Annotated in this window: 26 protein-coding genes and 1 pseudogene; 19 read left to right on the top strand and 8 right to left on the bottom strand. The window is 62.6% G+C overall.

The features are described from left to right. Positions 1 to 12: 12 nt before the first annotated feature. Positions 13 to 1,023, top strand: coding sequence for a 2-dehydropantoate 2-reductase (locus tag QNJ30_20720; protein MDJ0945898.1), 1,011 nt, complete (start codon positions 13 to 15; stop codon positions 1,021 to 1,023). 80 nt (positions 1,024 to 1,103) lie between these two features. Next, positions 1,104 to 1,265, top strand: a complete 162-nt coding sequence (locus QNJ30_20715) for a hypothetical protein (GenBank protein MDJ0945897.1) — start codon at positions 1,104 to 1,106, stop codon at positions 1,263 to 1,265. Here QNJ30_20715 and QNJ30_20710 read toward each other — a convergent pair. From QNJ30_20710 to QNJ30_20700, 3 genes are all read right to left on the bottom strand, one after another. After that, entirely contained in the window at positions 1,262 to 1,831 is a 570-nt protein-coding gene (locus QNJ30_20710) for an SCO family protein (GenBank protein ID MDJ0945896.1), read from the bottom strand. The genes QNJ30_20715 and QNJ30_20710 overlap by 4 nt on opposite strands. 32 nt (positions 1,832 to 1,863) lie before the next feature. After that, positions 1,864 to 2,325, bottom strand: a complete 462-nt coding sequence (locus QNJ30_20705; protein MDJ0945895.1) for a hypothetical protein — start codon at positions 2,323 to 2,325, stop codon at positions 1,864 to 1,866. Positions 2,326 to 2,607: 282 nt separating this feature from the next. Continuing rightward, positions 2,608 to 2,841: a hypothetical protein gene (locus tag QNJ30_20700; GenBank protein ID MDJ0945894.1), complete on the bottom strand. Its 234-nt coding sequence runs from the start codon at positions 2,839 to 2,841 to the stop codon at positions 2,608 to 2,610. Between the two features lie 495 nt (positions 2,842 to 3,336). Between QNJ30_20700 and QNJ30_20695 the strand changes: the two genes are divergently transcribed. After that, positions 3,337 to 4,434, top strand: a complete 1,098-nt coding sequence (locus tag QNJ30_20695) for an Ldh family oxidoreductase (protein ID MDJ0945893.1) — start codon at positions 3,337 to 3,339, stop codon at positions 4,432 to 4,434. Positions 4,435 to 4,700: 266 nt separating this feature from the next. On the opposite strand, the gene QNJ30_20690 is transcribed toward QNJ30_20695, so the two are convergent. Further along, a complete protein-coding gene (locus QNJ30_20690; GenBank protein ID MDJ0945892.1) occupies positions 4,701 to 5,231 on the bottom strand; it encodes a hypothetical protein in 531 nt (176 codons plus the stop codon). 485 nt (positions 5,232 to 5,716) lie between these two features. Here QNJ30_20690 and QNJ30_20685 point away from each other — a divergent pair, with 485 nt between their 5' ends. From QNJ30_20685 to QNJ30_20660, 6 genes are all read left to right on the top strand, one after another. Next, positions 5,717 to 6,163 (top strand): Arm DNA-binding domain-containing protein, encoded by a 447-nt coding sequence (locus QNJ30_20685; GenBank protein MDJ0945891.1) that lies wholly within the window; start codon positions 5,717 to 5,719, stop codon positions 6,161 to 6,163. Further along, entirely contained in the window at positions 6,147 to 6,533 is a 387-nt protein-coding gene (locus tag QNJ30_20680; GenBank protein ID MDJ0945890.1) for a hypothetical protein, read from the top strand. Before QNJ30_20685 ends, QNJ30_20680 begins: the two co-directional genes overlap by 17 nt. Positions 6,534 to 6,715: 182 nt before the next feature. Further along, the gene (locus tag QNJ30_20675) at positions 6,716 to 6,907 is read left to right on the top strand and encodes an AlpA family phage regulatory protein (GenBank protein ID MDJ0945889.1); all 192 of its coding nucleotides are present in this window, start codon (positions 6,716 to 6,718) and stop codon (positions 6,905 to 6,907) included. A gap of 19 nt (positions 6,908 to 6,926) precedes the next feature. Beyond that, positions 6,927 to 7,379 (top strand): hypothetical protein, encoded by a 453-nt coding sequence (locus QNJ30_20670; GenBank protein MDJ0945888.1) that lies wholly within the window; start codon positions 6,927 to 6,929, stop codon positions 7,377 to 7,379. 8 nt (positions 7,380 to 7,387) lie between these two features. Further along, on the top strand, positions 7,388 to 7,828 hold the full coding sequence (locus tag QNJ30_20665; GenBank protein ID MDJ0945887.1) for a hypothetical protein: 441 nt from the start codon (positions 7,388 to 7,390) through the stop codon (positions 7,826 to 7,828). Positions 7,829 to 7,850: 22 nt separating this feature from the next. After that, positions 7,851 to 8,234 (top strand): hypothetical protein, encoded by a 384-nt coding sequence (locus tag QNJ30_20660; protein ID MDJ0945886.1) that lies wholly within the window; start codon positions 7,851 to 7,853, stop codon positions 8,232 to 8,234. A 681-nt stretch (positions 8,235 to 8,915) separates the two neighbouring features. On the opposite strand, the gene QNJ30_20655 is transcribed toward QNJ30_20660, so the two are convergent. From QNJ30_20655 to QNJ30_20645, 3 genes are all read right to left on the bottom strand, one after another. Continuing rightward, positions 8,916 to 9,245 carry a hypothetical protein gene (locus QNJ30_20655; GenBank protein MDJ0945885.1) on the bottom strand — a complete coding sequence of 110 codons (330 nt, stop codon included), beginning with the start codon at positions 9,243 to 9,245 and terminating at the stop codon, positions 8,916 to 8,918. Positions 9,246 to 9,350: 105 nt separating this feature from the next. Beyond that, the gene (locus QNJ30_20650) at positions 9,351 to 11,042 is read right to left on the bottom strand and encodes a hypothetical protein (GenBank protein ID MDJ0945884.1); all 1,692 of its coding nucleotides are present in this window, start codon (positions 11,040 to 11,042) and stop codon (positions 9,351 to 9,353) included. A gap of 10 nt (positions 11,043 to 11,052) precedes the next feature. Continuing rightward, positions 11,053 to 12,597, bottom strand: a complete 1,545-nt coding sequence (locus QNJ30_20645; GenBank protein ID MDJ0945883.1) for a long-chain-fatty-acid--CoA ligase — start codon at positions 12,595 to 12,597, stop codon at positions 11,053 to 11,055. 197 nt (positions 12,598 to 12,794) lie between these two features. Between QNJ30_20645 and QNJ30_20640 the strand changes: the two genes are divergently transcribed. Together QNJ30_20640 and QNJ30_20635 are read left to right on the top strand one after the other, a co-directional pair. Beyond that, on the top strand, positions 12,795 to 12,995 hold the full coding sequence (locus QNJ30_20640; GenBank protein ID MDJ0945882.1) for a hypothetical protein: 201 nt from the start codon (positions 12,795 to 12,797) through the stop codon (positions 12,993 to 12,995). Positions 12,996 to 12,998: 3 nt separating this feature from the next. After that, positions 12,999 to 13,202, top strand: a complete 204-nt coding sequence (locus QNJ30_20635; GenBank protein MDJ0945881.1) for a hypothetical protein — start codon at positions 12,999 to 13,001, stop codon at positions 13,200 to 13,202. Between the two features lie 332 nt (positions 13,203 to 13,534). Here QNJ30_20635 and QNJ30_20630 read toward each other — a convergent pair whose 3' ends face one another. Further along, a complete protein-coding gene (locus QNJ30_20630) occupies positions 13,535 to 14,065 on the bottom strand; it encodes a hypothetical protein (protein ID MDJ0945880.1) in 531 nt (176 codons plus the stop codon). Between the two features lie 895 nt (positions 14,066 to 14,960). On the opposite strand from QNJ30_20630, the gene QNJ30_20625 reads away from it, so the two are divergent. From QNJ30_20625 to QNJ30_20590, 8 genes and pseudogenes are all read left to right on the top strand, one after another. Continuing rightward, the gene (locus QNJ30_20625) at positions 14,961 to 16,667 is read left to right on the top strand and encodes a hypothetical protein (protein MDJ0945879.1); all 1,707 of its coding nucleotides are present in this window, start codon (positions 14,961 to 14,963) and stop codon (positions 16,665 to 16,667) included. Between the two features lie 73 nt (positions 16,668 to 16,740). Further along, a complete protein-coding gene (locus QNJ30_20620; GenBank protein MDJ0945878.1) occupies positions 16,741 to 20,232 on the top strand; it encodes a BadF/BadG/BcrA/BcrD ATPase family protein in 3,492 nt (1,163 codons plus the stop codon). Between the two features lie 444 nt (positions 20,233 to 20,676). Continuing rightward, complete coding sequence (locus tag QNJ30_20615; GenBank protein MDJ0945877.1) at positions 20,677 to 21,315, top strand: hypothetical protein; 639 nt, start codon at positions 20,677 to 20,679, stop codon at positions 21,313 to 21,315. 208 nt (positions 21,316 to 21,523) lie between these two features. Further along, entirely contained in the window at positions 21,524 to 21,874 is a 351-nt protein-coding gene (locus QNJ30_20610; protein ID MDJ0945876.1) for a DJ-1/PfpI family protein, read from the top strand. Positions 21,875 to 22,033: 159 nt separating this feature from the next. Continuing rightward, positions 22,034 to 22,756: a hypothetical protein gene (locus tag QNJ30_20605; GenBank protein ID MDJ0945875.1), complete on the top strand. Its 723-nt coding sequence runs from the start codon at positions 22,034 to 22,036 to the stop codon at positions 22,754 to 22,756. A 617-nt stretch (positions 22,757 to 23,373) separates the two neighbouring features. After that, positions 23,374 to 24,033: a DUF2459 domain-containing protein gene (locus QNJ30_20600; protein MDJ0945874.1), complete on the top strand. Its 660-nt coding sequence runs from the start codon at positions 23,374 to 23,376 to the stop codon at positions 24,031 to 24,033. Positions 24,034 to 24,391: 358 nt separating this feature from the next. Then, on the top strand, positions 24,392 to 24,904 hold the full coding sequence (locus QNJ30_20595) for an integrase (GenBank protein MDJ0945873.1): 513 nt from the start codon (positions 24,392 to 24,394) through the stop codon (positions 24,902 to 24,904). Between the two features lie 133 nt (positions 24,905 to 25,037). After that, a pseudogene (locus tag QNJ30_20590) lies at positions 25,038 to 25,286 on the top strand (IS5/IS1182 family transposase). Positions 25,287 to 25,333: the final 47 nt, after the last annotated feature.

The raw sequence follows: 25,333 nt of genomic DNA, 5'->3' as shown, positions 1-25,333 counted from the left end.
AGGAGGCTTGTCATGAAGATCTGCGTGATCGGCGCCGGCGCCATCGGCGGCCTCCTGGCGGCCAGGTTCGCCGAGGCGGGCGAGGCGGTCACCGTCGTCGACCAGGGCCGTCACCTGGCGGCGATCCAGGAACGGGGCCTGAAGCTGATCTGGGAGGACGGCCGGCAGATCCTGGTCGGCGAGCTGACGGCGAGCGACCAGGTCCACAAGCTGCCGCCGCAGGACCTGGTGATCCTGGCCACCAAGGCGCACTACCTGGAGCAGGTGGCGCGCAAGCTCTCCTCCCTGCTGGGCCCCGAGACCATGGTCATGACGGTCCAGAACGGCATTCCCTGGTGGTACTTCCGCAAGCACGGTGGGCCCTACGACGGGCGCCGCCTGGAGACCCTGGATCCGACCGGCGCGCTGACCGACAACATCGATCCCGAGCGGATCCTCGGCTGCGTCGTCTACCCGGCGGCGGCGGTCACCGAGCCCGGCGTCATCCGGCACGTCGAGGGCGATCGCCTTCCGGTCGGCGAGCTCGACGGCCGCGAGACCCCGCGGGTCTGGCGGCTCCACGACGCCCTGGTGAAGGCCGGCTTCCGGTCCCGGGTCCTGGACGACATCCGCTCGGAGATCTGGCTCAAGGCCTGGGGCAATCTGTCCTTCAACCCGATCTCGGCGCTGACCCACGCGACCCTGGTCGATATCTGCAGGTTCCCCGACACCCGGCGCCTGGCCGCGGCCATGATGGCCGAGGCCCAGGCCATCGCCGAGCCTTTGGGCGTCGCGTTCCGGCACACGATCGAGAAGCGTATCGAGGGCGCGGAGGATGTCGGTGCCCACAAGACCTCGATGTTGCAGGACGTCGAAGCCGGCCGCTCGCTGGAGGTCGAGGCCCTGATGGGCGCGGTGCTGGAGATCGGCCGCATGACCGGAACCCCGGCGCCGGCGATCGAGGCGGTCTACGCCTGCGTCAAGCTGTTGAACAAGACGATGCTGCTGCAGGGCGCCGGCGTCCGCGTCGGCGCGGCGGCCTAGGCCCGACCGCCGGGTCAAGGGCGACGTCTCGGCGGGCCTGTGCTAGCATGGCTGTCGTGCTGTCCCCCGGAGGTCCGCAGATGACCGAAAGCCAAGCCGCAGCGCCGCCGGTTCCCAGGTGGCTGCTCTGGCTGTTCTGGAGCAGCCTGGCCTCGGCGGGCGCTGCGCTCTGCTTCCTGCTCTGGGCGAAGTGGGGACTGGCGGTCGCAATGGCCAACGACCTCTGGAAGTACTGCTTCTAATCGACCAGGCGCGCCAGGCGGGCGGTCATCTCGGTCTCGTCGTCGAAGGCCGTGAAGTGGGTGACGTAGGCGCCGTCGGGGCCCATCAGATAGACGTAGGCGGTGTGGTCGACGAGATAGTCGGCGCCCTCGGCCTGAGGCACGTAGTTGACGTAGCCCTGGAAAGACCGGATCACCTCGGCGATCTCGGCCTCGCTGCCGCGCAGGGCCTCCAGGCGCGGGTGGAAGTGGGCGGCGTAGGCGCGCAGGGCTTCGGGCGTGTCGCGCCGCGGGTCGACCGTGATAAAGACCGGGGTGATCCGCGCGGCCAGCCCGGGCGCCTCGGCCTCCAGCGCCTCAAGGGCCAGGGTCATCTCCTGCAGCCGGGTCGGGCAGACGTCGGGGCAGTAGGTGTAGCCGAAGTAGAGCATCATGTAGCGGCCGCGGTAGCTCGCCTCGGTGACGCGCGCGCCCTCGGCGTTCTCCAGGACGAAGGGCCCGCCGATGGCGCTGTCGAAGGCCTCCGGCTTGAGGATCAGGGTCGCGACGACCCCGCCGGTGAAGACCAGGCAGACGAGCGAGACCAACGCCAGAGCCAGGTTGCGGATACGGTGGCGGGTCAGGGTTGCGCCTCCCTCTCTGCAACGCGGCGCAACAGGTCGCCGAAGAAGGCCGCACCCTCGGCGTCGAGCCGGCCGTGACCGGGCAGGAAGGCCTCGACGTCGCGGCCAGAATAGCGGCCGAGCAGACGCCCGTCCCGGACGACCAGCCGGCCCCTTGCGAAGTGCGTGGCCTCGCCGTGGCAGATGGCGCAGCGCTGGCGGAACTGGCCGCCGGTCGTGACGATGGCCGCCAGCGCGGCGAGCAAAGCCTCGAGCTCGGCCGCGTCCAGCCGGCCCGGATGCCCGCGCAGGAAGGTCTGCAGCGCCTTGCCGCTGCGCCGGGTGCGCAGCACGCCCGCATCGAACCTCAAGTGTGCCGCCGCAAAGCTGCCCGCCTCGTCATGGCAGCGGCCGCAGCGCTCGTGGAACAGGCCCGGACGGCTGGGGTAGGGGCTCCACTGGCCCCACTCGGCCGCCATCCCCCCCGTGGTGGGGAGGCAGGCGAAAATCAGCCCCGACGCCGCCAGCAGGGGCCGGCGGTGACGCCGGGGATGTCGGTGTTTCCGAGTGCCCATGGTTCGATATGCTGGCAGATGGCGGCGACCGGCGCAGCAGACAAGCGCGAATGGCTGCCCTTCCGGGAGCGCAGGTCCAGGGCCTGGATCAAACCCCGTTCAATTGGACTCAATTGAGCGGGGATAATTTGATCTATTTCACATAGGTAGAGCAGCTTATCCGCGTTCAAGTGAATGCAGGCCGTTCTAGCGTCCGGTCTTGGCCGTCGCCTCGGCTAGGCGCTTGGCGTCCTCGAAGATATCCTGGAGCGCCGACTTGGCCCGGCTGCCAAGCTCGGCCGACTGCAGCAGGCTGTCGAGCTGCGCGTCGATCACCGCCGGCGCAGACTTGGGATCGTCTCTTTGCAGCGCGATGTGGGCGACAAGGCGTGTCATCAGGAACTCGATGGCGCGCACCCGGGCGGTCAGATCTTCGTCCATCGCTTCTCCTTTCCGGGCAGGGGGCCGCCTGGCCAGGCCGTCGACACCGGCCCGGACGGCCGGGCCGGCCGGGATCGGTCTCGGAAGCATGACCGGACTCTATTCGCAGCCACGGCGCGAGTTCCACCGGAAAACAGTCTTCGCAGCGTAGGGCGTGCGGTCCGCAGTCCTAGGCCTAGCACACCGGCGTGTACTGGCGCTCCGCAGATGGCTCGCGCGTGCCACTCATTGCTCGACGGCCCTGCCTCTTGCCTCTTGGGCGCGGCGCGCCACGATCCGGGCCGTCGCCCCGCGACAAGAACCCTCGGGCCGAGCGGGCCGGCGACGATCCAGGGTCGTTTCGTGAGCCGCGGCGGTCCAAGGCGGCGGTGCCGCCTCGCGCTATGCAAACCCGGGATGCGGCGCGTATCGTCCTCCGATCGGCGCCCTTCCGTCCGGTGGCCGATGGCGACGGCAAATGGGGTATCGATCATGAGACTCGGGGAGGGTTCGCAGGTGCTGATCCAAGCGGAACCGCTCAGCCGGTTTGTCGGCGAGATCTTTCAGGCGCGGGGATGCTCGCCCCAGGAGAGCGCCCGCATCGGACGCTATCTGGTGCGCGCCAACCTGAGCGGGCACGACAGCCACGGGGTCATCCGCGTGCCGCGCTATTGCCACTGGATGGAGCAGGGCGGCCTGAAGCCCGACCGGCAGCTGGGCATCGTGACCGAAAGCCCGGTCATGGCCGTCGCCGACGGCAACTTCGGCTTCGGCCAGACCATCGGACCCCTGGCTGTGCAGCTCGGGATCGACAAGGCGCGGCAGGCCGGGGTGTCGATCATCGCGCTGCGCCGGTCCGGCCACCTCGGCCGCATCGGCGACTGGGCGGAGATGGCGGCCGAGGCGGGACAGGTCTCGATCCATCTCGTCAACGTCTCGGGAAGCGTCCTGGTCGCGCCCTTCGGCGGTGCCGAGCGGCGCATGGCCACCAACCCGGTCGCGATCGGCGTGCCCCTGCCGGAGGAGCCGCCCTTGATCCTGGACTTCGCCACCTCGGTGGTCGCCGAGGGCAAGGTCATGGTCGCCTTGAATGGCGGCACGCCGATTCCCGAAGGCAGCCTGATTGATCGCGACGGCAGCCTCGCCGCCGACCCCGCCTTGTTCTATGGCCAGGACCGGGCGACCGGCGTACCCGATCCCAGGCGGGGCTCGGCCGCGATTCGCGCCATGGGTGAACACAAGGGCTCCGGGCTGTCCTTCATGATCGAGTTGCTGGCGGGCGCTCTGACGGGCTCCGGCTGCTGCGGTCCCGGCGAGCGCCCCCTGACCAACGGCATGTTGTCGATCTACATGGATCTCGGATTCTTCGATTCCGACGATCACTTCGCGACCGAGGTGCGGCAGTACGTCGACTTCTTCAAGAGCGCGAAACCCGCGGCGCCCGACGGCGAGGTCCTAGTGCCGGGCGAACCGGAGCGGCGCACCCGCGAGACCCGCCTGGCCGAGGGGATTCCGTTGCCTGAGGAGGCCTGGTGGGCGATCCTTCGCGCCGCCGAGGCGGCCGGGCTCAGCCAGGCGCAGATCGACAGGGCGCTGAGCGAGGGCGGGGCCTGAAAGGCAAGCGCGCGCCACCGGTCCATCGCAACGACGCACATTGCGGCTCGTCAGGGTCCCCGAAGCCTGCGGCAAGGCGGGGGCATCGGGGTTGCTCGGCTTGCCGATGGCAAGGATCGAAGCCGCCAACGGCGAACCCTGCGGTGGAGACGCTGCCGACGGCCCCAAACCGACCTTCAGAAGGGCCCCACGCACAAAGTGCCGGGCCGTAGAGGCCCGCCCCCATTGTTCTTGTTGGCGATCCAATCGCTGCGGATCGGACGCGGCTACTCGCTGTTGCCTTCACCGGCCTCGTTAGAGGGCGTCTCTAAAGCCTTCTTCATTATCTCTATCGCGAGTGACTTGTCGTCAGCACCGGCCTTGTCGGTCGGCTGACCCCGCTTCCACAAGTAGTAATCCATGTCATCAGTCGCAGAGGACTGAATGTTGATGGTTCGATCATCGACGAAGGAGACCGTCACCGTAACGCTCTTGTCGCGGATCGTTCCCTCGAAGACGTATGTCTTACCGCTGTTCTCCTTCAGCACCACCGGAAGGATTTGCCGCCTGCCTCTCATGGACGAGACGATAGCGTTCTCTTCAAACTCAAAGACAAACTGGGACATTTGCTTCACGAAAATTGGAAGGTATTTCGCATCCTCTGCCTTCCACTGGGGGGAGGTCGTCACGTGCCTTTCTGTCGCTGCGACGTCAAGGACCCAGGATCCCTTGAGCTCCTTTGGCATTTCGGCCCAAGCCCCCGTGGCAGGAGCTGCCAGGATCGCCGAGATCACCAATGCTCTTCCGATGTTGCTCATGTGTTGCTCCTTCTGACGCCCGCGATCCGCAGCCGTCGAAGGCTGGTCCGCCTGCTTTGGCGGCGTAACATCCATTAGGTCAACAAACACTTTCCAACCGAAACGAGCAATTCACCGACTCCTCTGCTTGGAACTGCCGCAGCGGGTTTTCCCCTTGGCTGCTTCGATCGCGGCAATTGGGTCTCGTTCTGGCGGATCACTCTCCAGTGTCGTGATCCCAGGGGCCAAGTCGAGGATGCTCAGCTTGCGACTTTCGGACTGTTCCCGGAAGAACGGAAAGTCGCAGGAAGGGAAGCTAACAAACATCTGAAATCAATGAGAGTCATGAAGCTTTGGAGATCAAAAATGGCCGTTGGAGGGGTCTCCAACGGCCATTTCGAAGATTGGCTCCCCGGGCCGGACTCGAACCAGCGACCCAGTGGTTAACAGCCTGTTTCAGGCGAATTATCCGGAAAGGGCATGAAGTCGTATGAAGTCGTTAGCATTTGACGACGCTTGTTTTTTTCTCTTTATCCTCCTTTCTGAAAGTTGCTCTTTCTTTCATCAAGCTTCGATTTGGTGGGACCACAGTGGGACCACAGCGAACCAACGAGCAAGAAGCGCAAGGCGGGACGGATATGCCTAAGATGAACCTGAATGCAAGGTTTTGTGAAAGCGTGCGGCCGGAGAATCGCCTTATCGAGTATTGGGATGCGGCGACGCCGGGCCTCTGTCTGCGCGTCACGCCTCGCGGCGCCAAGACGTGGACGCTCAAGTACCGGCCCGGCGGTGGCCGCCAGTGCCGGCAGCAACGCCTCAGTATTGGACCCTTCCCGGCGGTCAGTTTGGCGGAAGCCCGCACGGCCGCTCGGGACCATGTCGCGGCCATCGCCAAGGGCGCCGATCCCGCGGCAGAGCGGGACGGCCGGCGCTTGGGTGAGCCGTGTCTGTGAGGCCGAACCGGAGCGGTCCGAAAAGAGCGTGATCGCGGAGGTTGCGCGTAAGTCCGGCCTCGAGGTTTCGCTGCTCTCCGGCTGGATGGAGAGCTGCCGTTACGCGCAGGCGGAGGCGGGCGTGTATGTCCGGCGACAGCGCCAGCCCGAACGCGAGGAAGAGAGCATCATTGCCGAGGTCGCCGCCGAGGCCGGCCTTGACGTCCTAAAGCTGTACAAGCAGATCAAAGACGCCAAGGAAAGCGACGCCGCAAACGCATCCTCCCGATGGTGGGCTGCCAGCGGATTGCCGCCCGCCAAAACCCCACTTGAAGGGCCTGCGGCTCTGCCGTTGCCTTATGATGGTCGGCCAATTGCTGATCATCCTTAAGTTTTTGACTCTTCACGTCCCCTCGCTCCAGAGATGCGACCTACGCGGCGCGCTGGCTTACTTCAGGTGCCGGCGATTGTCCGAACACTAACGCTTTTGCTCGGACGGATTCGGCTTTGCTTTCGGGCCGCAGGCGTGATTATTGAAACGTCACCCAACGCAAGCTCATCGAGGGTGACATCATGAAGATCCTCAGCAGGCCCGAGATTATGAAGCTGCTCGGCGTCTCCGACGTCACGCTGTGGCGCATGACTCGCGAGGGCAGGTTCCCCAAGCCGATCAAGATCGGAACGCGCCGGATCGGCTGGCCGGAGGAGATCGTGCAGGCCTGGATCGAAGAGAGGGTGGAGGAAGCCAACTCGCCGGCGTCCTGACCAAGTCCGGGGGATCGTGATGGCGAGCGCATTCGGCCAGATTCCGATGCGAGCGTTCAGCGACCGCAGGCTTTCGGCCGGGGCGCTGCGTTTGCTCGCCTGCTACGGCTATCACGATCGCAACGGCAGGAACGGCCGCTATTGCTACGCGCGGCGGTCGACCATCGCGCGCGAAACCGGAATCCACTACCGCAACTTGAATCGGTACGACCGGGAACTTGTTGCTTGCGGCTACATCCAGGTCGGTCCGAACCCGAAGGATAAGAGGGAGAAGATTGTCCGCGTGATAAATCACGACGATCTCGAGAAAGAAGTCGTCAATCTTGATGACCGTCCGGAGGAGAAAGTCATCAATACAGATGACAAAAACGCCGAGACAGTAATCAAGCCGACCGGCCAAGTTTCTGATTTGTCAGCAGAAGCCAGCCCTATAAGAGATCTTGTTAAACGCTCAGAAGAGGCCCCCCTATAGTCCCCCCGTTGGCGCCCGGCAACGGAGTTGAGTTCCTCGCCCAACAGTCTGGCTTGAAATCGTCAAACACTGAACATCTCCCTGCTGTGGGCCCGCCAGCCAAACAGCAGGGCCGCAAAGTCGAGCACGTCGGCACCAGGCTGCCTAACGGCTGGCAGCCGGACGTGCGCGATATCGCCTATGGTTTGGAGCACGGATTCGATGAAGCATATCTCCGAAGCCATATCGCCCCCAACTTCGCCGAATACTGGCACAACAAAACCGGCAAAGCCGGCCTCAAGCACGACTGGAACCGCGCCTGGCAGACCTGGGTCCGCAACGAGCGCAGGTTTGCCGACGAGCGCCGATCAAGGGCCAAAGCCATCGGAGCGAACGCGGGCCCTTCTGGCGTCCTTGCCATCTACGGTCGACTCGCTGCTGAAGCCCGTCGAAAGGGACCGCACGACTGAATGGGGCGGCTGGGACGTCGAGTTGATCGGTTACGAGCTGGCGGGCGATCCACCTGACGGTCTTGCGGCCGTCGTTGGCGAACATCTGCGCTTGGTCGAACAAGCCTGCGCACCAATGGCCGAACACAAGATCATGCTTCTTCTCGGCAGAGTCAGGGTGATGACGCAGGGTCGGCTGACTGACGCCCAGGATCTTGTCGCGCAGTCCAAGTTCTACGCGCGAGAGCTCCGCAAGTGGCCTGCCGACGTGGTCGAGTACGTGCTCAGAACGCAGCCGTCGGCCTCGAAGTGGTGGCCGGCTTGGCAAGAGCTCGAGGAGCAGCTCGCTCTGCACGGGAAGCGACGCCTGTTATTGCGCGACGCGCTGCGCCGGCTTCTGGCCCGCTGCAGCTTGGGTGGCGGATGATGCGTCGGCGGAAGTAGTCGGCGTGTTTTTGTCAGCGCGTAGCCTGTTTGCGCCTAAGGTCGCTGATTGCTGGCGGCGAAATAGTTGCTGGTGAGCGTCGTCGCGGTTTGGGCAAGGGCATATTCGACTTCAGCTGGCCCCTCGCCTGGTCATTAGCGAAAGGGGGGCGGCCAAGAACCTAGAACTTTTGGCTCTGCGACCGGCGGCCTAATCGGATTTTTGCTCAGCCGGAATTAGGTGAGGGGGGTATCAGGCGCTGCCGGGTAAGCGATTGCAGGGTATGGGGGGCTCAAATCCCTACAGCGCTGACCGCACGACCGGGTGACTAACCCACCGCATATTGCCGCGAAATCCGAGAAACTTTTTTTGGTCGAGGCCTGCGGGGACATGCTGTGAAAGATCACCAAAGAACTCAGGTTGGAGCCCAAAGACCTGCCAGAGGTCCCCTCGACTGGGCCAAGGAGGGCATTTCCTTCAGCATCGGCTGTGGCGCCTTGAAATCGAAATCGAAAGTATCGTCTCTCGAGACCACCCTACGGTGTTCGCCCGCTTTACCGCGCATCCGTGAGGGGCCAGAAATCTGAAGTCTCAGCCGACCGCGACCGATTTTCCCCCAAGTTCGGACATCCCTCGGGGTGCTCCAGGAAGACGCATTTTGACCCGAAGGTGACATCAAGAGCGCTAGTTGGTCGCGCTGGCTGCTGCTCCACCCAGATCAGCTTCGCAGTCGCCCGGTTGCCAGGACTCAGCCAAGGCAGTGGCTTCTTGAAGCTCGGCTTCGGTTAGCTTGCTCGCGCGACAATGCATCTGGGACTTGGCGAACTGCCCATCGCGTCCTTCAGCAAGATTCAACCACAGTTGAGCCTCAGCCGTCTGCCCCGAGCGGCCGACATAAATGAAGGCTGTCTTGTCGGCCGCCAAGGCGCATCTCTCGATAACGTCGAAGCCGAAGTTGTAGTATTCGGAAACATCGAGCGTAAATCCCGTCCGCAGCGCTTCGTCGTCGGTCATGGGGAGGTCGAGCATGACATCCCTTGCTTTCTGCAGACCGGATCCTTTCTAAGCTTCTCGCGTTGACCTGGAAGGCCGCAAGAGCAAGCCTTAAGAGCCCGGTCACTAACCTTTCCCGCGCTGCCCCTGCTCTTCCGTATTAAAGATCCACGCGACAACTTCTCCGATGTCGAAATCCCCGTCTTCGGCGCACCAGGTGCGGCTGGAGGCGAAAGCGCGATCGTGCAGGGACGACGTGTCCCCATCGGCTTCCCGGCGCAGCGTGTCGCGAACGGACCTCAGACGCTCTTGCCAAGCCCGCACATTTGAAACTGTGAGGTCCACCCAGCCATGATAAGGGTTCTTGGACTTGATCGCCGGGCCGCGCAGCAATCTTTCTCCATCCGACAGCAGGATCGGAATGCCTATGGAGATCATGGCTTTGCGCAGCTCCGCGCTATCGCAAACATGACGTTCCAAGTCGGCCGCGAGCGTGTCGGGTTCCCGAGCCAGTACACCTGGCAGGGTCTTGCAGACCCGCCTCAGCAGATGGGCTTCGAACAGCAGCTTGGAGAGTCGGGGCGGCCCCAGAATCTCGAAGGCGACCGACTCCCCGAGTTCGCTTTCCAATGCGTGCAAACGGTTGATGGCGGCCTGGCGCAAAACCCCGCCCCGATAAGATGAGCCCGTGATGGCCGCGTCGAGAGCAGCAATGACATCGCGTCCGGTGTTTCCTCCAGAAAGCTCCCGGACGACGCTTTCAGCAATCTCCTCGGGCGTAACCAGCTGCATTTGGCCGATAGCGGTGATCGCCGTGAATTCGGCGGCCGAGAACTGGCCGTTTTCGCCGGTCTGTATGTAGACACCCTCCAGGTATTCGCCTGTACTTCGACCAAAGGCGCCCTGCTCGGAGAGATTTGCCCGATCCCGAATGGAGACAGCCTGATCGGGCGGACAATCGTGAACTGCGATGTCGCGTCCGCCAGCGCGAATTCGGCCGTGTGAAATCTCGCGCCAACCGATTACAGCCGCCGGCTTTATCTCCTTGACGATCTGCGGAGCGCCCGGCGTCCGCGCCAGAAGAAATGTCAGCAGGCTCTGCGCGCCCGCGAGGGCAGCCTTCGACAGCAACAAGCGCGAGGGTTTCTCCTCACCGTGGGTGTACGGAATGTTGAGCCCCATGCCTCCGGTCCCGGTCGTGCCGACCTTCACATAGGCTACAGTGCCAGCGCGCCGCATAGCCTCGTAAAGCAATTGCACATGGCGGATCAGCTGGGGGACATAGAGGGATGCCAACAAGAGCTCCAGCTCTCCAACCAAATCGCTTGCATCGGGATCTGCCTGCGCCATGCTCGCCAGACGTTGGGCCGAGGCATAGACGTTCTGGTAGCTCACGGCCGTCGCCGTGTTCATGCAGTCCACGACAATCTGAGCTGCCGGCGTGTCGAAGCCGGCAGCTCGCCCTTCAATCACGCGGCTGAGCATGGAAGACGAGACGATGTCCTCGTCGAGCAGATCGAGAATGTCGGCGACAAGACGGCGACGTTTTTCGGGGTCCGCAAGAGCGGCAGCGCGGGGGTGGCCGTCATCGATCTGCCAGTCGCTGCGGATGAAGACATCGCCCCACATGGGTGTTATCCGCGTGGAGGTCTGAGGGAATTCAGCCCTTAGCCTCTCGGTCGCCTGCTGCGCTCTCGGCCGTTGCCGTGAAGCCACGACCAGAGACGCCGGACTCTTTGCGAGCAACGCCCGGCACACGGCGAGCCCGACCAACCCAGCACCGCCCAGCACAAGCGCGTTCTTGCCCTCGATGTCCATGGGTGCCTGTTCACTCTTTCTCGCCGTAGATCCGGCGCAGCTCGGTCTTGAGGATCTTGTCCATCGCGCTCTTCGGAAGCTGGTCCAGGAAAACGTAGCGGCGAGGGATCTTGTAGCCGCCAATTCTGCCCCGGCAGTGCGCGATCAGCTCCTCCTCGGTCAACCTTTGGCCGGGTGCCGGGACGATGGCTGCGACCAGCGCCTCGCCGTATGTCTCGTCCGGCACGCCAATCACGGCACACTCGTGAACCTTGGGATTCTGGTACAGCGCGGCCTCGACCTCGGACGAGAAAACCATCTCCCCGCCCGTTATGATCATGTCTTTCTTGCGGTCGAGCAGATAGAGGTAACCGCGCTCGTCGATACGACCGATGTCGCCGGTGTAGAACCAACCGTGGCGGAACGATTCCTCGGTCGCCTTTGGTCGTTTGAGGTATGCCTTGCAGACATTGGGACCGCGCACGATCACCTCGCCGGGTTGTCCGGCCGGAACCTCTTGGTCCTCGGCGTCAACGACCCTCATATCGACGCCGGGGACCTGCCGGCCGGCGCTCTTCAGGACCTCATACCGGCCGGTCTGCACCGCTGTCTCATGTTCGGCCGCGTGCAGCAAAGTCAAAATAGGGGACGTTTCAGTAAGTCCATAGGCCTGAACGAGCTCGACACCCCTGAACCGTTCGACCATCTTCCTGATCCATTCCACCGGCATCGGCGAGGAACCGTAGATTACCTGCCGGAGGCTGGACAGATCGTACCTGCCGATGTCGGGTTCCTGCATTGCCAAGATGAGCATGGTGGGGGTCATCAAGGTAGCCGTGACCCGGTAGGTCTGGATCGCTTCCAGCACGGCCGGTCCCGAAAACTCGGGTAAGAACAGATGGGCGGCTCCGGCCATCGCGAAAGGTGTCGCGAGCAGATCCGCCGAGTGGAACATGGGAGCGACGTGCAGAAAGACATCTTCGCTGTGTGGGCCAAGCTCGAACCCGATCTGAAGGGCATTCGAGACGATGTTCAGATGGCTCAGAGGGACACCCTTTGGGCGTCCGGTCGTGCCACCGGTATAGAGCAGAAGGGCATCGTCCTCTTCGGTGCATTCGCCAGGCTCCACGTCCTGCGCCTGCTCCATCAGCACATCATATTGCGGCCAAGGCTCGGCGGCCCGCGATGGCCCGAGGACGATGACATTCCGGGACCAGGGGGCGAGGTCTTCCGAATTCATAAGGCCCGCGAAGGCACTATCGAGCGCCAGAACCGCGCACTCAGCGTTGTCGAGAACGTAGGCAATCTCCGGAGGGGCAAGTCGGTAATTAACGGGAACCGGGATTGCCCCCATCCGGTAGCCGGCATGCATCAGCTCTGCACAGCGAGAGCTGTTGCGGCTAAGGATACCGAAGCGCTGCCCGCGTTCGACGCCGAGGGACCTGAGCACGTCTGCCGCACGGGCGACGCGCCCAGCGAACGCCTCCCACGTGAGGTTCCCCTCGGCGTGCAGAATCGCGGGGCGTTGGCCGTGAAGGCGAACCGTCCTGGTTAGGGCCGAGGCAAGGGTCAGCATCGCTCCTTCCTTCCGGCGCGGGCCAAGTCCGCGATTGGATCAGGCGCCTGCAAGAGCCGCATTGATTTCGAGCAAGGCGACGGAACCATGCTTCTCGATTGGGCGTGAATGGCTCAGGATGGCAAAGCATTCCTGACCAGGGATATCACGTCTCCGAACCTTGAGAGGCAAGCAAACGGAACGGCAACGACGGACAAGTGTGGAAGGTGCTCATCGGTGCCGATGGCGCGGTGAGCGGGCGCCGGGCCGCCAGCGCTGCCGTCATCACCATGAATGGCCGCCTTCTGGCAGAAGGGAGCCGCGCGCTCTTGGGCCTTCAGGGCTGTTCACTCGTCCCGGAGGTGGCGGGCGTGGCGCTGGCGGACCGGCTCGCCGATGTTGTGTTGGAGCGCAAATAGTCCGTGACCCTGGAGGTCGACAATCCGCACGTGACCAGCGTGATCGATGGGAGCTGGCGCCCGTCTGGGCTGCACCGCATCCCGCCCAACGCCCTGAGTGCGGCGCCCGAAATCTGGGGCACCTACCGGGTGATCTTCCAGGTGCGGCCTCGGAATTCGACGCTCGGCCTGAAAAGGGCGAACCACCTGGACAGCCGGCAGCTGTAGCAGCAACGCAAGGCACAGAGATCGAGATCGTGAACGATCATGGCCTCTCAACAACCGTAATAGGTTCCTATCCGATCAAAGGCCTCTTCGATGGTCTGCTCCGCTGGAAAGCAAATACTGCTTGATCTTGCCGCGAGCCCCGTCGACACCCCGCACTGGTGGGGCTTGTCTTCTTCATCGGTAGCATCGGCCAGAGCTGTCGTCAGTCATTCTCCGGTGAGGTAGCCGCTGAAGAGGAGGAAAAGGACGATGGCGAGCACCCCCAGGAATACCGCCAGACCATACTTACGCACGAACTCCCGACCCTTCTTGCTCAAGAGGTCCGTCCCAATCTAGTTCATCCCTGGCTCAATCCATTTGGGTTCCAGCTCTGGGCGCAGGCAACCAGGCGGTTCCCGGCCAGCAAGAGCATGGGCAAGGCCGGCGAAGAACTGCATCCCGATGCCCGTCTCACACGCGAGCGGTGCCGAAGTTTGCGGGTCGTAGGTGGCCTCGAGCAACAGAGGATAGAGGACGATCGATACGGCGACCGTCACCCCGACAAAGGCCTTACCGAGGCCCACCGGCGGCTCGCGACGCGCTACCGGATTGACCCCGAATTCCGCCGGGTCGAGGCGACCATCCCACTCACGCTCCAAGACCTCGCGGCAATAGTGGCGCACCCAAATTGGCAGGGTCTGCTGGAACATATAGGCGACAAAACATTCTTCCAGCGCCTTCTCGTCGGGCTCGTCGCCCCACCAGCGACACCAGGCAAGACGAAACAGGTCGAATTCGCGTATCTGCAGAAGCCCCGCAGCGTCCATGACAAGCTGCAGGTTTCCCGAATGCTCGTGCCGGTGATACTGCTTCGGTGCCTCCATTATCCAAGAATACTACGCCCTGCTATCCAGGGCCAGAAGGGCTCACTGCTAGTGGCGAGACACGCATCGGCCGCGACACCGCTGGGAATGTGACTTGCGAGACAGGGCAGATCTCATTTGAGCTGACATTTCCCGGTGGCCCCACCCGCTTGCCCGAGAGACTGTCGGCAGCAATCCGGGATGACCTGGAGACAGCCAGGCAGATGCGGGTACCAGGTTGCCGGCGCAGACACCGAAGCGGCACGTAACCGAGCGGGCGCGCCATTGTCGCGACGGTTCATCCAACCAACGAAGTGTCGGGCAGGCGCGGGCCTAGCTGATATGTACATGCCTTTTTAGAGAAATCTCTCTTGGGACAAATAGGTGCTCGATTCTAGACGGTCCCAAAGGTGTATCGAAAGGATCGATTTCGGTGCCTCTGGTCGGCCGACCAAGGCCCACTGCAATCAATAGCTCCAACCGTCGCCTTCGCGGGTGCATTGATCCCATGGGACCGGCCAAAATCGACACCGGTACATAACGTCGTAAGCCGTCGCCGGCCGTGGAAGCTCCTTTTCTTTGGACTTCCCGGCGCTGACACCGCCGCTTCCCATCGTTCATGATCCCCACCGCGCGTTCGAGTGGCTTTCTGCGACACGAGCGAAGTCGAAACTCCAGCGAGCCCGCGATGCAATCCGGCGCTCACAGAACGCTGGCGGGTTCCAACATTTTGTTGCGTTGAATCAATGCGGCCGCACGGAAGACGAGCAAATGGTTGAGGTCATTTGCCATAGCTTTCGTCGAGATCATGGTCGGAGATCTTTTTCGTGGGGGCAAAGGGAGGGACGCCTCCGGGCTACGAACCGTCGATTCGCCGAGAGTGGATCGGCACAGAGCCGCGTCAGGAGCGGCGGCGGTGACGGCGGCGCCCAGCCATCATTTTCGGCGCCCAGCGGAGCCAGCTTTCACGCTTGAGGAGCGAGAGCGCGTCACTGTGCTTGTCGGTGGTCTCACGACTGGGCACGACAGGCTTGTTGCGGCAGCGCTCGAGGGCCTGGGTCACCGGGCGGCGGCGCTGCCGACGCCTACTAAGGCCGACTTCCAGACGGGCAAGGAGTACGGGAACAATGGCCAGTGCAACCCGACCTATTTCAACGTCGGGGCTCTGATCAACCACCTCAAACGACTTCGCGACGAGGCCAACGTTCCGACGGAGAGCATCCTTTCAGATTACGTCTTTGCGACTGCCGGCTCTTGCGGACCTTGCCGCTTTGGGATGTACGAAGCCGAGTATCGCTTAGCCCTGCGCAACGCGGGCTTCGACGGCTTCCGGGTCTTGATCTTCAATCAGGAAGGCGGGTTCCCGCAGTCGAATGCCGAGGCGGGTCTGCAGATGAACCTGACCTTCTTCGCGACGCTCGCCAATGCGATATTCATTGGCGATTTGCTTAACGAAGTCGCCTATCACATCCGTCCCTACGAGTTGCGGAAGGGGATCACGGATCGCGTACTCGAAGAATGCCTGCGCATCTGTTGCGCGGCATTGCGTTCTGGGGCGGACGGAACTGGGCGCGCTGGCTTGTTGCACAAACTGCTGGCGAGGGTCACCGGCTTGGGCGCCCCCCAGGATTTTGCCAAGCTCTTCGAAGAGTGGCGCGGCCAGCGCTATCTGGAGACATTGCAGTGCTGCCGCGAACTGATCGATGCCGAGATAGAGGTCGACTACACGCGGGCGAAGCCGATCGCCAAGATCACCGGCGAATTCTGGGCTCAGACCACGGAGGGCGACGGCAACTTCCACATGTTTCGCTTCCTCGAGCACGAGGGCGCAGAGGCGCTGGTCGAGCCGGTGACGACTTGGATTCACTATTCGGTGCACTACGCCCGTCTGGCTATGGCCGACCGCCGGGCCCTCGGCAAGGAAGAGATCCAGCCGGGCGCGTGGCAAGGTCTTGTGTTGCGGGCGCGCCACCTCCGGGACATGAGCCTCGTCGCGTTGGTCGAGAAGTTGTTGGTGCGAGCCTATGAGAGCCGGCGCCGGGCGCTCGGCGCCACCGCACATCGGCTGGCCAACCAATTCGAGCTGCAACGCGTCGGTCACCCCTATTACAACAGCCGCTGCGGCGGCGGCGAGGGACATCTCGAAGTGGCCAAGAACATTTACTATGGCAATCGCGACCTGGCGCATCTGGTGCTTTCGCTCAAGCCCTTTGGCTGCATGCCCTCCACGCAGTCCGACGGTGCCCAGGCGGCCGTGCTCGCCCACTATCCCGAGATGATTTTCTTGCCGGTTGAGACCTCGGGCGAAGGCGACATCAACGCCTATTCCCGCGTGCAGATGGCACTGGGCGAGGCCAAGTCGAGGAGCAAGGAGGAGTTTCGCGCGGCCGTGGTGCGCAGCGGATACACCCTAGGGCAAATCCGCGCGTTTGTTGCGGCGCACCACGACCTGCGCCGCCCGCTGTGCCCTGTCGCGCACACACTGGGCTTTGTCGGGCGCGCTGCCAACTTCGTCCTACATGTAAGCCGGCGCATGGATCGCGATCCAACTTGGGCGCCCTGCGGGCACGCCGTCAAAGGAGGCCGCCATGAGCTGCCCGCGGAACGGCCGGCCGAAGTCTGATCGAGAATTTGGCGGCTGCGCGACTTGCCAGGCCTGCCCTGGAATGGTCGGCAGGCAGACTGGGAAGACGGCCGTGGCTCCGCCGCTCAAGAGGCCTGCGGAGCCGGCGGTCAGGCCAGCCGCGGCCGCCGATACGCCTGGCGTCGCCCTGTTGATTGGCCTCGATGTTGGCTCCACCACGGTCAAGGCGGTGGTCGTGGAACCGGTCAGCCAGCGAATTCTATGGCAGGACTATCGGCGGCATGGCAGCCGCCAGGCCGAGAAGTCGCTTGAGTTCCTGGATGCCATCGCGGCGGCGTTTCCCGATGCCCCGCGCGAGGCGGTCCGGCTCTTTGTTACGGGCTCCGGCGGTGCTGCCCTCGTTGAACATATCGGCGGCAAGTTCGTTCAAGAAGTCAACGCGGTGTCCCTCGCCGTCGAGAAGCTCCATCCTGAGGTGCAGAGCGTCGTGGAGCTTGGCGGACAGGATGCCAAGATCATGGTCTACAAGGAGCTCAAGAGCGGCGCCAAAAAGAAGATCCCCTCGATGAACGACAAGTGCGCGGGCGGTACCGGTGCCGTCATCGACAAGATCAGCGCCAAGCTCAAGATCTCGCCCGCCAGGCTTCGCAATATGGGTTATGGGGGGCTTGCGCTTCATCCGGTCGCTGGGAAGTGCGGCGTCTTCGCGGAGACCGACATCAATTCCTTGCAGAAGGTTGGGGTTCCAGCCGAAGAGCTCATGGCGTCGCTGTTCGAATCAATCGTTCAACAGAATCTCTCGGTCTTGGCGCGTGGGCACACGCTGCGCCCGACAGTCCTGCTGCTCGGCGGGCCGAACACGTTCATCCGCGGATTGCGGGAGTGCTGGCTGCACAATCTGCCGCGCATCTGGGAGGAGCGAGGTATCGCGCTGCCCGACCCCTCCCGACCCGCGGAGGCCTACATCATAACGCCGAGCAATGCCCTGTACTTTGCCGCCATCGGCGCTGTCGAGTTCGGCAGGGCGGAATTGGAGGATGATCCGCTCGCGGGACTCTATCTGGGGCACGCGGGTTTGCGCGCGCATCTCGAGAGCAGTTCGGTCACGGACTTGCGCTGCGCCGGATCGGACAGGCTTGTAAGCAGCGCGAGGGAGCTGGCCGCGTTCAAGGAGCAATATCGGCCGGAGCCGTGGCGGCCGGTACGCTTCCAGTCGGGGGTCACGGTCAAGGCGTTTCTCGGCATTGACGGCGGCTCCACATCCACAAAGGGTGTCTTGCTCGATCCCGCCCGGCGCGTGCTTGCCAAGGCCTACCGGCTTTCGAAGGGCAATCCGATAGAAGACACGATGGAGATCATCGCTGATCTCGCCCGCCAAGTGCGAGAGCGGGGGGCGCACCTAGAGGTGTTGGGCGTCGGCACGACCGGCTATGCCAAGGACGTGCTCAAGGACGTGCTCAAGGCGGACGTGGCGCTGGTGGAAACGGTCGCCCACACCGAGGCCTGTTTGCACTCTTATCCGGGCACCGACGTCATCGTGGATGTCGGCGGGCAGGATATCAAACTGATCGTCCTCAAAGATGGGCGAGTGAAGGATTTCAAGCTCAATACCCAGTGCTCCGCCGGCAACGGGTACTTCCTGCAGGCCACGGCCGAAGCTTTCGGGTTCGACGTCCGCGAGTACGCGGACATCGCCTTTTCCGCCGACGCGATGCCAGAGTTCGGCTATGGCTGCGCCGTGTTCATGCAGTCCGACATCGTCGACTTCCAGCGGCGGGGCTGGCAGCCTAACGAGATCATGGCCGGGCTGGCAGCGGTCCTGCCGAAGAACATCTGGCTCTACGTTGCCCAGCTGCCGAACCTTGCACGCCTAGGCCGCCGCTTCGTGCTTCAGGGCGGTACCCAGCACAATCTGGCGGCGGTCAAGGCGCAAGTGGACTTCGTCCGCTCGCGCTTCCACGGCACCGGCACCGAGCCAGAGATCGTCGTACATCGGCACTGCGGTGAATCTGGCGCCATCGGCTGCGCGTTGGAGGCCCATCGCGTGTGGAGCGAACACGGTCGAAAGACACGCTTCATCGGGATCGACCGTGTTGCGCAGATTGTCTACAGAACCACCCAGAGCGAGGCCACCCGCTGCAATTTCTGCAAGAACAACTGCCTCCGCAGCTTCATCGATGTGCACATAGGCACCGATGGCGGAGTGTCGGAGGCGAGTTTCGAGTCCAAGGTCCCGTTACATCCCGGTCACCGGCGCCTGATTGTAGCTAGCTGCGAGAAGGGCATGGTCGAGGACCTCGATGCCATGCGACGCATCAAGGCGGCGCTCGACGAGGTGGCAGAGCAGAACCCGAATTTCGTGGCCCTGGGCGCCAGATCGGCGTTCTGGCAGCCCGAAGTCCACAAGGTCGCCGGTCCGCCGCCCGTGATCGGCCCGCTCCAGGCGTTCCGTCGAGCCGCGATCTCCCGGCGCGGCGCGTTGGTAGCGCGGCGCAAGACGCTGCGCATTGGGTTCCCGCGTGTTCTCAATCTCTACGCTCAAGCGCCGTTCTTTATGGCTTACTTCGCCGCCCTCGGCGTCCCGCCCCGGAACATTGTCTTCTCCGACTACACCGATCAGGCGCTCTACAAAAGCGGCGCAAAGCGCGGCAGTATCGACCCCTGTTTCCCAAGCAAGCTGGGCATCCCGCATGTCCACGACCTGCTTCACCGTCAACACAAGAAGAAGCCGCTGACCCATGTCTTCTTCCCAATGGTAGATTCGTTTCCCACCTTTCTCGACGATGTCCAGGCCGCGAAGGCCTGTCCGACAGCGGTTGCAACCGCCGAAGCGACCCACGCCGCCTTCATCAAGGAAGGCGACCTGTTCGAACGGAACGGCATCGTCTTCAAGAAGACGTTCCTCAATCTGGATGAGCCGCAGCTGTGCGCGCGGCAAATGTACGAGGACTGGAAGGCTGAGCTGGGACTGTCCTTCGAGGAATCGCTCCATGCCGTACGTGAAGGGTTAAGGGCGTTGGAAGACCACGAAGCCGCATTGCGGCGGCGGTCGCGCGACGCCCTGGACGCACTCGAACGGGAAAACCGTATCGGTATCGTGGTGTTGGGCCGGCCGTACCACAACGACCCCGGCGTCAATCACGAAATCCTGGGGGAATTTCAGAAGCGAGGCTATCCGGTCTTTTGGCAGGATGCCTTGCCACGCGACCCAGACATTCTCGATCGGCTGTTTGGTGAGGAGGTCCGCGCCGGGTTCATGTCATCGCCACTGTCGATCGACGACGTATGGAAGAACAGCTACTCGGAGCACACCTCGCGGAAACTCTGGGCAGCCAAGTTCACCGCTCGCCACCCCAACCTCGTGGCTTTGGAACTGTCGAGCTTCAAGTGTGGACACGATGCCCCTGCCTATACCGTCATCGAGGAAATCATCGAGCGTTCCGGCACGCCCTATTTCTGCTTCAAGGACATCGACGAGAACAAACCGGTCGGTTCGATCAAGATCCGCGTTGAAACCATTGCCTACTTCTTGGACCGCTATCGTGAACAAGTGTTTGGAGAAAAGATCGAGTCGGTGTGGGGCTGCGTGCTAGCACCCGCCTAGATCATGAGCCGGTCTCACCAGCTCAGCCGGTTGGCGGTCGGGGACCCATACGCCCTCGTCCCCAGTTTCATCAGGGCAAAGACAGCCGGCTCCTTGCTCTCAAGCCGGTCCTCATCCATGACGCTTTGAAGGCGCCGAAAGCCTGTCGCTCCAAAACGGATTGCCGAACAGGGAGATCTTGATCGTCAAGGCATTCCCTCACATCGACCGGCCCGTCCATCTGTTGCCGCAACTGCGGCGGAGAAGATGGATGCGTCACGGGCATCCTGGGTTCATTTCGTCCTGCCCGATCAGGTATCCTAAAGAACGGATTGGCTCCAGAAATGAGACCGGACCCCGCTGTCGTTGAATTGGGCGCTTTGCCGCGGGCTCGGCCAGAGGAGATCGAAGCGAAGAAGGGACACTCCATGATGTGGTTGCAACTTCCCATGGCGATGCAAATCTATGGCGGCTGTGTCGGGACACCATGAACCTGGAGGGATGCCGATTAGGCGCGGTCGGATCCCGCTCTGGATCAAGATCACTTATGGTCTGTTTCTGTGCATCCTCGTTCCGGTCTACTGGCAACACTATGGCCCAAGCAATTTCCTTTGGGCCTCCGATATCGCCCTCTTCATTGTTTTCCTGGCCGTCTGTTTCGAGAACCGCTTGCTGAACAGCATGATGGCTATCGGAGTCTTGCCATTCGAACTGGCTTGGAGCCTAGACTTTTTCGTCAACCTCGCCGGCTTCCGACTGCTCGGGACGACGAGCTATATGTTTGACGCCGAATTGCCTCTCTACCTGCGCGGACTCTCGCTGTTTCACGTGATGCTGCCCATCGTCGTCATCTTCTTGCTTCGCCGTCTTGGCTACGATTCGCGGGCCTTGTTGGCGCAAACTCTTCTTGTGTGGGTGGTTCTGCCAATCACCTACCTGGCCACCGAGCCCCCGGACAATATCAATTTCGTCTTCGGGCCGGGGAAGGCGCCGCAGACGTTCCTACATCCATTGCTCTATCTCGCGCTGGAAATGATTCTGGTGCCGATCGTAATTTGCCTGCCCGCCCACCTTTTCCTGCGCTGGGTCGTCCGCGGTCGCTAGATGGGTTGACCGGCACGACTCTACCATTCCAGCGTCATGGTGACGTGCCGCTGGGCGGCCATGGCGCCAAATGTCAGGTGATGACCCTCTCAGCAAATCCTAGTGTCTCGACTGCTATCGCTCTTGCATCAACGCTCGTCGCCTGCATTTCTTGAACCTGGAGGATCCAAGAGAGCGATACCGGAAGCGGGATACGTGAGCGCTGAGTATCAGCGCCGATTATCTTGAAGACAGCGAACTCGCCGAGCCGCTGCACCAGTTGTGGACAAAGGGAGTGGAGGTTGACTTAGGCACGCCGCAGAAGGGACTGATCAGCGGCAAGCACGGCCACGAGGTCGACGCCGGGCTGACCCTCGACGGCGTTCGTCCGGAGGACTATGACCTGCTGCTTTTGCCCGCTGGCAAGGCGCCGGCCAGCCTGGGGAAGAACCCCAAAGCGGTGGCCATCGCCCGGTATTTTCTTCAGACCGACAAGCCCGTGGCGGCGATCTGCCATGGGCTTGAGGTGTTGATAGCCACCGGCCTACTTGGCGGGACAGAGCGCCACCTGCCACCGTGACATGAGTCAGGACTTGGAGGTGGCGGGAGTGATCTACCACGCCCGCGTGGTGGTGCTGATCGGCAACCTCATCAGTTCGTGCCGGCCGGCCGATATCCCCGTTCTCATGAAGGCAATCATCAGGATGATCGGCCTGTTCGTTGAGATCCAGGGAAAACCATGTACGGCTGGCGCATCCCTCCATCTAAGAAGCCGAGCAAAAGCAAGGAAGCCTTTGCCCGAGAGCGCCGGAAGAAGGTCGCCTCGCTGATCGCAGAAGGCCTGCTCAAATCCGAACGCATCAGACAGGCCCTGTTGAAGGTGCCGAGAGAGGATTTTATTCCGGAGCCCTACCGGGACTATGCCTACCTAGAGGTCCCCTTGCCGCTGCCGGGCGTCACGGCGACCATTTCCTGTCCGCATAGCTATCCACTCCTTTATGAACCGCTGGGTCTGGGTCAGGGTCACAGGTTTCTCGAGGTGGGTCTGGGCTCTGGCTATGGTACGGCGGTCGCGCGCGAGGTGGTGGGTGACCAGGGCCTAGTGGTCGCAATGGAAATCGATCCTTTGACCTTCAAATACGCCAAGGCAAACCTCGAAAATACCGGCTACAGGGATGTCGTGCTGGTACTGGCCGACGGCAGCTTAGGCTATCCCGAGCGACAGCCCTACGACCGGATCGCCATCACGGCTGCTTGTACCGAGGTACCCCCGCCGCCACTTGAGCAGCTTGGCATTGGCGGGAGGCTTATTGCTCCCGTGATGGGCCCCGGTGAGCAAGATCTAACCGTGCTCGAAAAATCCGCTACCGGTGTTCGCCAGGAGGTTGTCTGCCAGGTGCTGTACACCAATCTGCGCGGACAGTATAGCGTTCTAAAGGCGCAGGCATTACGAACCGAGTGACTACCACCGACAATAATCGGGGCCTGGGCCCGCAGTGGGCCGGTCCGTGCGGGCAGGCTCATGATTAACTTGCCCCGATCTATGGCTGGTTTGCAGAGAGATTTGAACCACCTGACCTAATCGAGGCCACGGCACTCCTGGACGAACTGTCTAGAGCCCGGTTGTGGCTACTCTTGCGCGTCCTGGTCACGACAGTTCGACGTCCAGTCAGACCGCGGGGTCGGACCTTCGGCAGCAAGGTCCGCTTTCTTGGTCTTGAGGTCCGCTCTGCCTCGGACAGCTGAAGCCGCCCGGCAAGGCCCGCCAAGACCGACTCTGACCCGGAGCCGACCTTCGTGCCCCTCGATCCGGGCGATTAGAACCGCGGAATACTTGCAAGAATTTTTCACGTTCAAGTCATTCGGGGTTAGCTGGTCGGCTCTCAAACTCATTGGGGATCCCTGGAATGCGCGCTCAAGGTGCGCCACTTTCGTCGCTCCGGTTCGATCCGCCTCTTGGGCAACTTCCGCAAAGCCTCCACGCAGCCCCCCAATCTGCCTGCGGCACGACTTCGAGATACGCGGACCGTCGCCTACCGGTTGCTTCATCTTACGTGTGAACCGGTGCTAGCCTGCCCCATGGGACGGATGATGGGCGCTTTGGTTTGGCTTGTCTGTGCCGGCTGCCTCGCAACCTGTGCCGCGGTACCCCCCTTGCCCCCGGCGGATGCCGGTCCGCGCATCCACGCCGTCCAAGTCGTCAGCAACGGCTGGCACACCGCGATTGTCATCCCCCGCGCCGAGGTGATCGCGACCGGGTTGTTGCCGGAAGCCGACGACTTCCCCGATGCGGCGTTTCTCGAATTCGGCTGGGGCGACCGCGAATATTATCCTGCCAAGGAGCCAACACTTGGCATGACGGTCGATGCCGCGTTCTGGGCGACGCCTGCGGTCATGCACGTGGCTGGTCGCGCGAGCGCGCCGGAGCCGACATACGCAGATGTCGAGGTGCTGGCAATGACGCAAGGCGGCTTGCGGCGGATGGTCGGCGCCATCGCCGGCGAATTCGTCCGCCCTGAAAGCGGTCGCGCGGAACCCGTCTCACGCGGCCTTTTCTTGGGCAGCCACTTCTACGACGCGCATGGCACGTTCCACCTGTTCAACACCTGCAACACGTGGACCGCACGCATGTTGCGAGCGGGCGGCGTGAACCTATCGCCTTCCGGCGTCATCACCGCCGATGATCTGATGACGCGTCTGCGCGCGGCAGTTGGCGTGGGTCGGCTGTCAGGCGGCTAACCGTCGGTTGACGCCTTCCGACGCAGCCACTTCACTAACGGGCTGCCACCGAATGGCCCGGGTGGAATGCTAATTCATGGTCCGCCTTGGCGCAGGGTCGAGCGTGGCCGGCTGAGCCGCTAGGTGTCGCGACGCCGGCCACCCAGCGAGCGGGGCGACAACACATCGGGGACGGTCGTGCGGAGGCGACATATGTCGCCTCCTGGCTATTGTTCCCTGTACCGACAGGGCTTTGGCGACCTCAGCAATAGCCCTGAAACCGGACGTCTCTGTCCAGCTGCGGCTTGATATGAGCCGGTGAGCTGATTTGCATGACGATCGATCTCCTTTGATCCAAGAGATATCGAGGAGAACAACTATGCAAAGCCATCGAGATGTTGGCGTCTTCGCAGGCCATCGGAGCGCCTCGTACAAGACAAAGCTGATCGGCCCGAAGCCACCGCTTCAGCCAAAGCATGTCTGGGCGATTCGGACCCGCTTACAGCTAGACAGGCGAACTCGGGACTTGGCTCTCTTCAATCTGGCGATCGACAGCAAGCTGCGCGGGTGTGATCTTGTGCGCTTGAGGGTCGACGATGTCGCGCCCCACGGCTGTGCGCTCGATCGGGCCACGGTCCGGCAAAAGAAGACAGGCCGTCCCGTGAAGTTCGAAATCACGGAGCAAACGCGCCATGCGATCGATGCGTACCTAGAGGCCGCCTGCAAGAAGCCCGGCCAGTTCCTCTTCACCGCCCGTAGAGGGAGCCTCACCACCCGTCAATATGCGCGCTTGGTATCGCAATGGACCGCCAGTGTTGGCCTGGATCCGTCACGCTTCGGCACGCATTCGTTCCCTGTGAACAAAGCCCAAGCTGTTGACGTCTTTGGATAATCGAGGCGGTTGAAGTAATCAATTTTGCAGGATTTCGAGGATTTGTCCTTCGAAACCTTGCGATTTTTCCGCGGTTTGGGGATTCCGTCCGGGGTCGATCCATGATTCCCTGGGCGCATCGAGGAGGGCATCGATGCGACCCAGACGGCCTGAGACCGAGGAGACCGGCGATCTGTTCCGGGCCCGGCTCGACCAGATCATCGACATGGCCCACGAGCTGGTGCAGCTGGCCGATTGGATCGACTGGGACTGGATCGACGAGCAGGTGGCCGATCGCTTCAGCGACACCGGCCGGCCGGGGACCGAGACTCGCTTCATAGTCGGCCTGTTGCTGCTCAAGCACATCTACCACCTGTCCGACGAGGCGGTGTGCGAGCGCTGGGGGGCGTAGCCCCGCGCGTATGCGCCGACCCGTATTTCCAGTACTTC

The organism is Kiloniellales bacterium (assembly GCA_030066685.1).
Lineage (GTDB): Bacteria > Pseudomonadota > Alphaproteobacteria > Kiloniellales > JAKSBE01 > JAKSBE01.
The sequence above is the reverse complement of the archived record's forward strand: the minus strand, read 5'-3'. Positions and strand labels throughout refer to the sequence as shown.

Bases quoted from the DNA above. Each gene is read 5' to 3' on its own strand.
- QNJ30_20600 (MDJ0945874.1), top strand. From the start codon at position 23,374: ATGGGACGGATGATGGGCGCTTTGGTTTGGCTTGTCTGTGCCGGCTGC.
- QNJ30_20720 (MDJ0945898.1), top strand. From the start codon at position 13: ATGAAGATCTGCGTGATCGGCGCCGGCGCCATCGGCGGCCTCCTGGCG.
- QNJ30_20655 (MDJ0945885.1), bottom strand. From the start codon at position 9,245: ATGACCGACGACGAAGCGCTGCGGACGGGATTTACGCTCGATGTTTCC.
- QNJ30_20670 (MDJ0945888.1), top strand. From the start codon at position 6,927: ATGGCGAGCGCATTCGGCCAGATTCCGATGCGAGCGTTCAGCGACCGC.
- QNJ30_20645 (MDJ0945883.1), bottom strand. From the start codon at position 12,597: ATGCTGACCCTTGCCTCGGCCCTAACCAGGACGGTTCGCCTTCACGGC.
- QNJ30_20605 (MDJ0945875.1), top strand. From the start codon at position 22,034: ATGTACGGCTGGCGCATCCCTCCATCTAAGAAGCCGAGCAAAAGCAAG.
- QNJ30_20705 (MDJ0945895.1), bottom strand. From the start codon at position 2,325: ATGGCGGCCGAGTGGGGCCAGTGGAGCCCCTACCCCAGCCGTCCGGGC.
- QNJ30_20715 (MDJ0945897.1), top strand. From the start codon at position 1,104: ATGACCGAAAGCCAAGCCGCAGCGCCGCCGGTTCCCAGGTGGCTGCTC.
- QNJ30_20700 (MDJ0945894.1), bottom strand. From the start codon at position 2,841: ATGGACGAAGATCTGACCGCCCGGGTGCGCGCCATCGAGTTCCTGATG.
- QNJ30_20690 (MDJ0945892.1), bottom strand. From the start codon at position 5,231: ATGAGCAACATCGGAAGAGCATTGGTGATCTCGGCGATCCTGGCAGCT.
- QNJ30_20675 (MDJ0945889.1), top strand. From the start codon at position 6,716: ATGAAGATCCTCAGCAGGCCCGAGATTATGAAGCTGCTCGGCGTCTCC.
- QNJ30_20615 (MDJ0945877.1), top strand. From the start codon at position 20,677: ATGGCGGCTGTGTCGGGACACCATGAACCTGGAGGGATGCCGATTAGG.
- QNJ30_20650 (MDJ0945884.1), bottom strand. From the start codon at position 11,042: ATGGACATCGAGGGCAAGAACGCGCTTGTGCTGGGCGGTGCTGGGTTG.
- QNJ30_20630 (MDJ0945880.1), bottom strand. From the start codon at position 14,065: ATGGAGGCACCGAAGCAGTATCACCGGCACGAGCATTCGGGAAACCTG.
- QNJ30_20595 (MDJ0945873.1), top strand. From the start codon at position 24,392: ATGCAAAGCCATCGAGATGTTGGCGTCTTCGCAGGCCATCGGAGCGCC.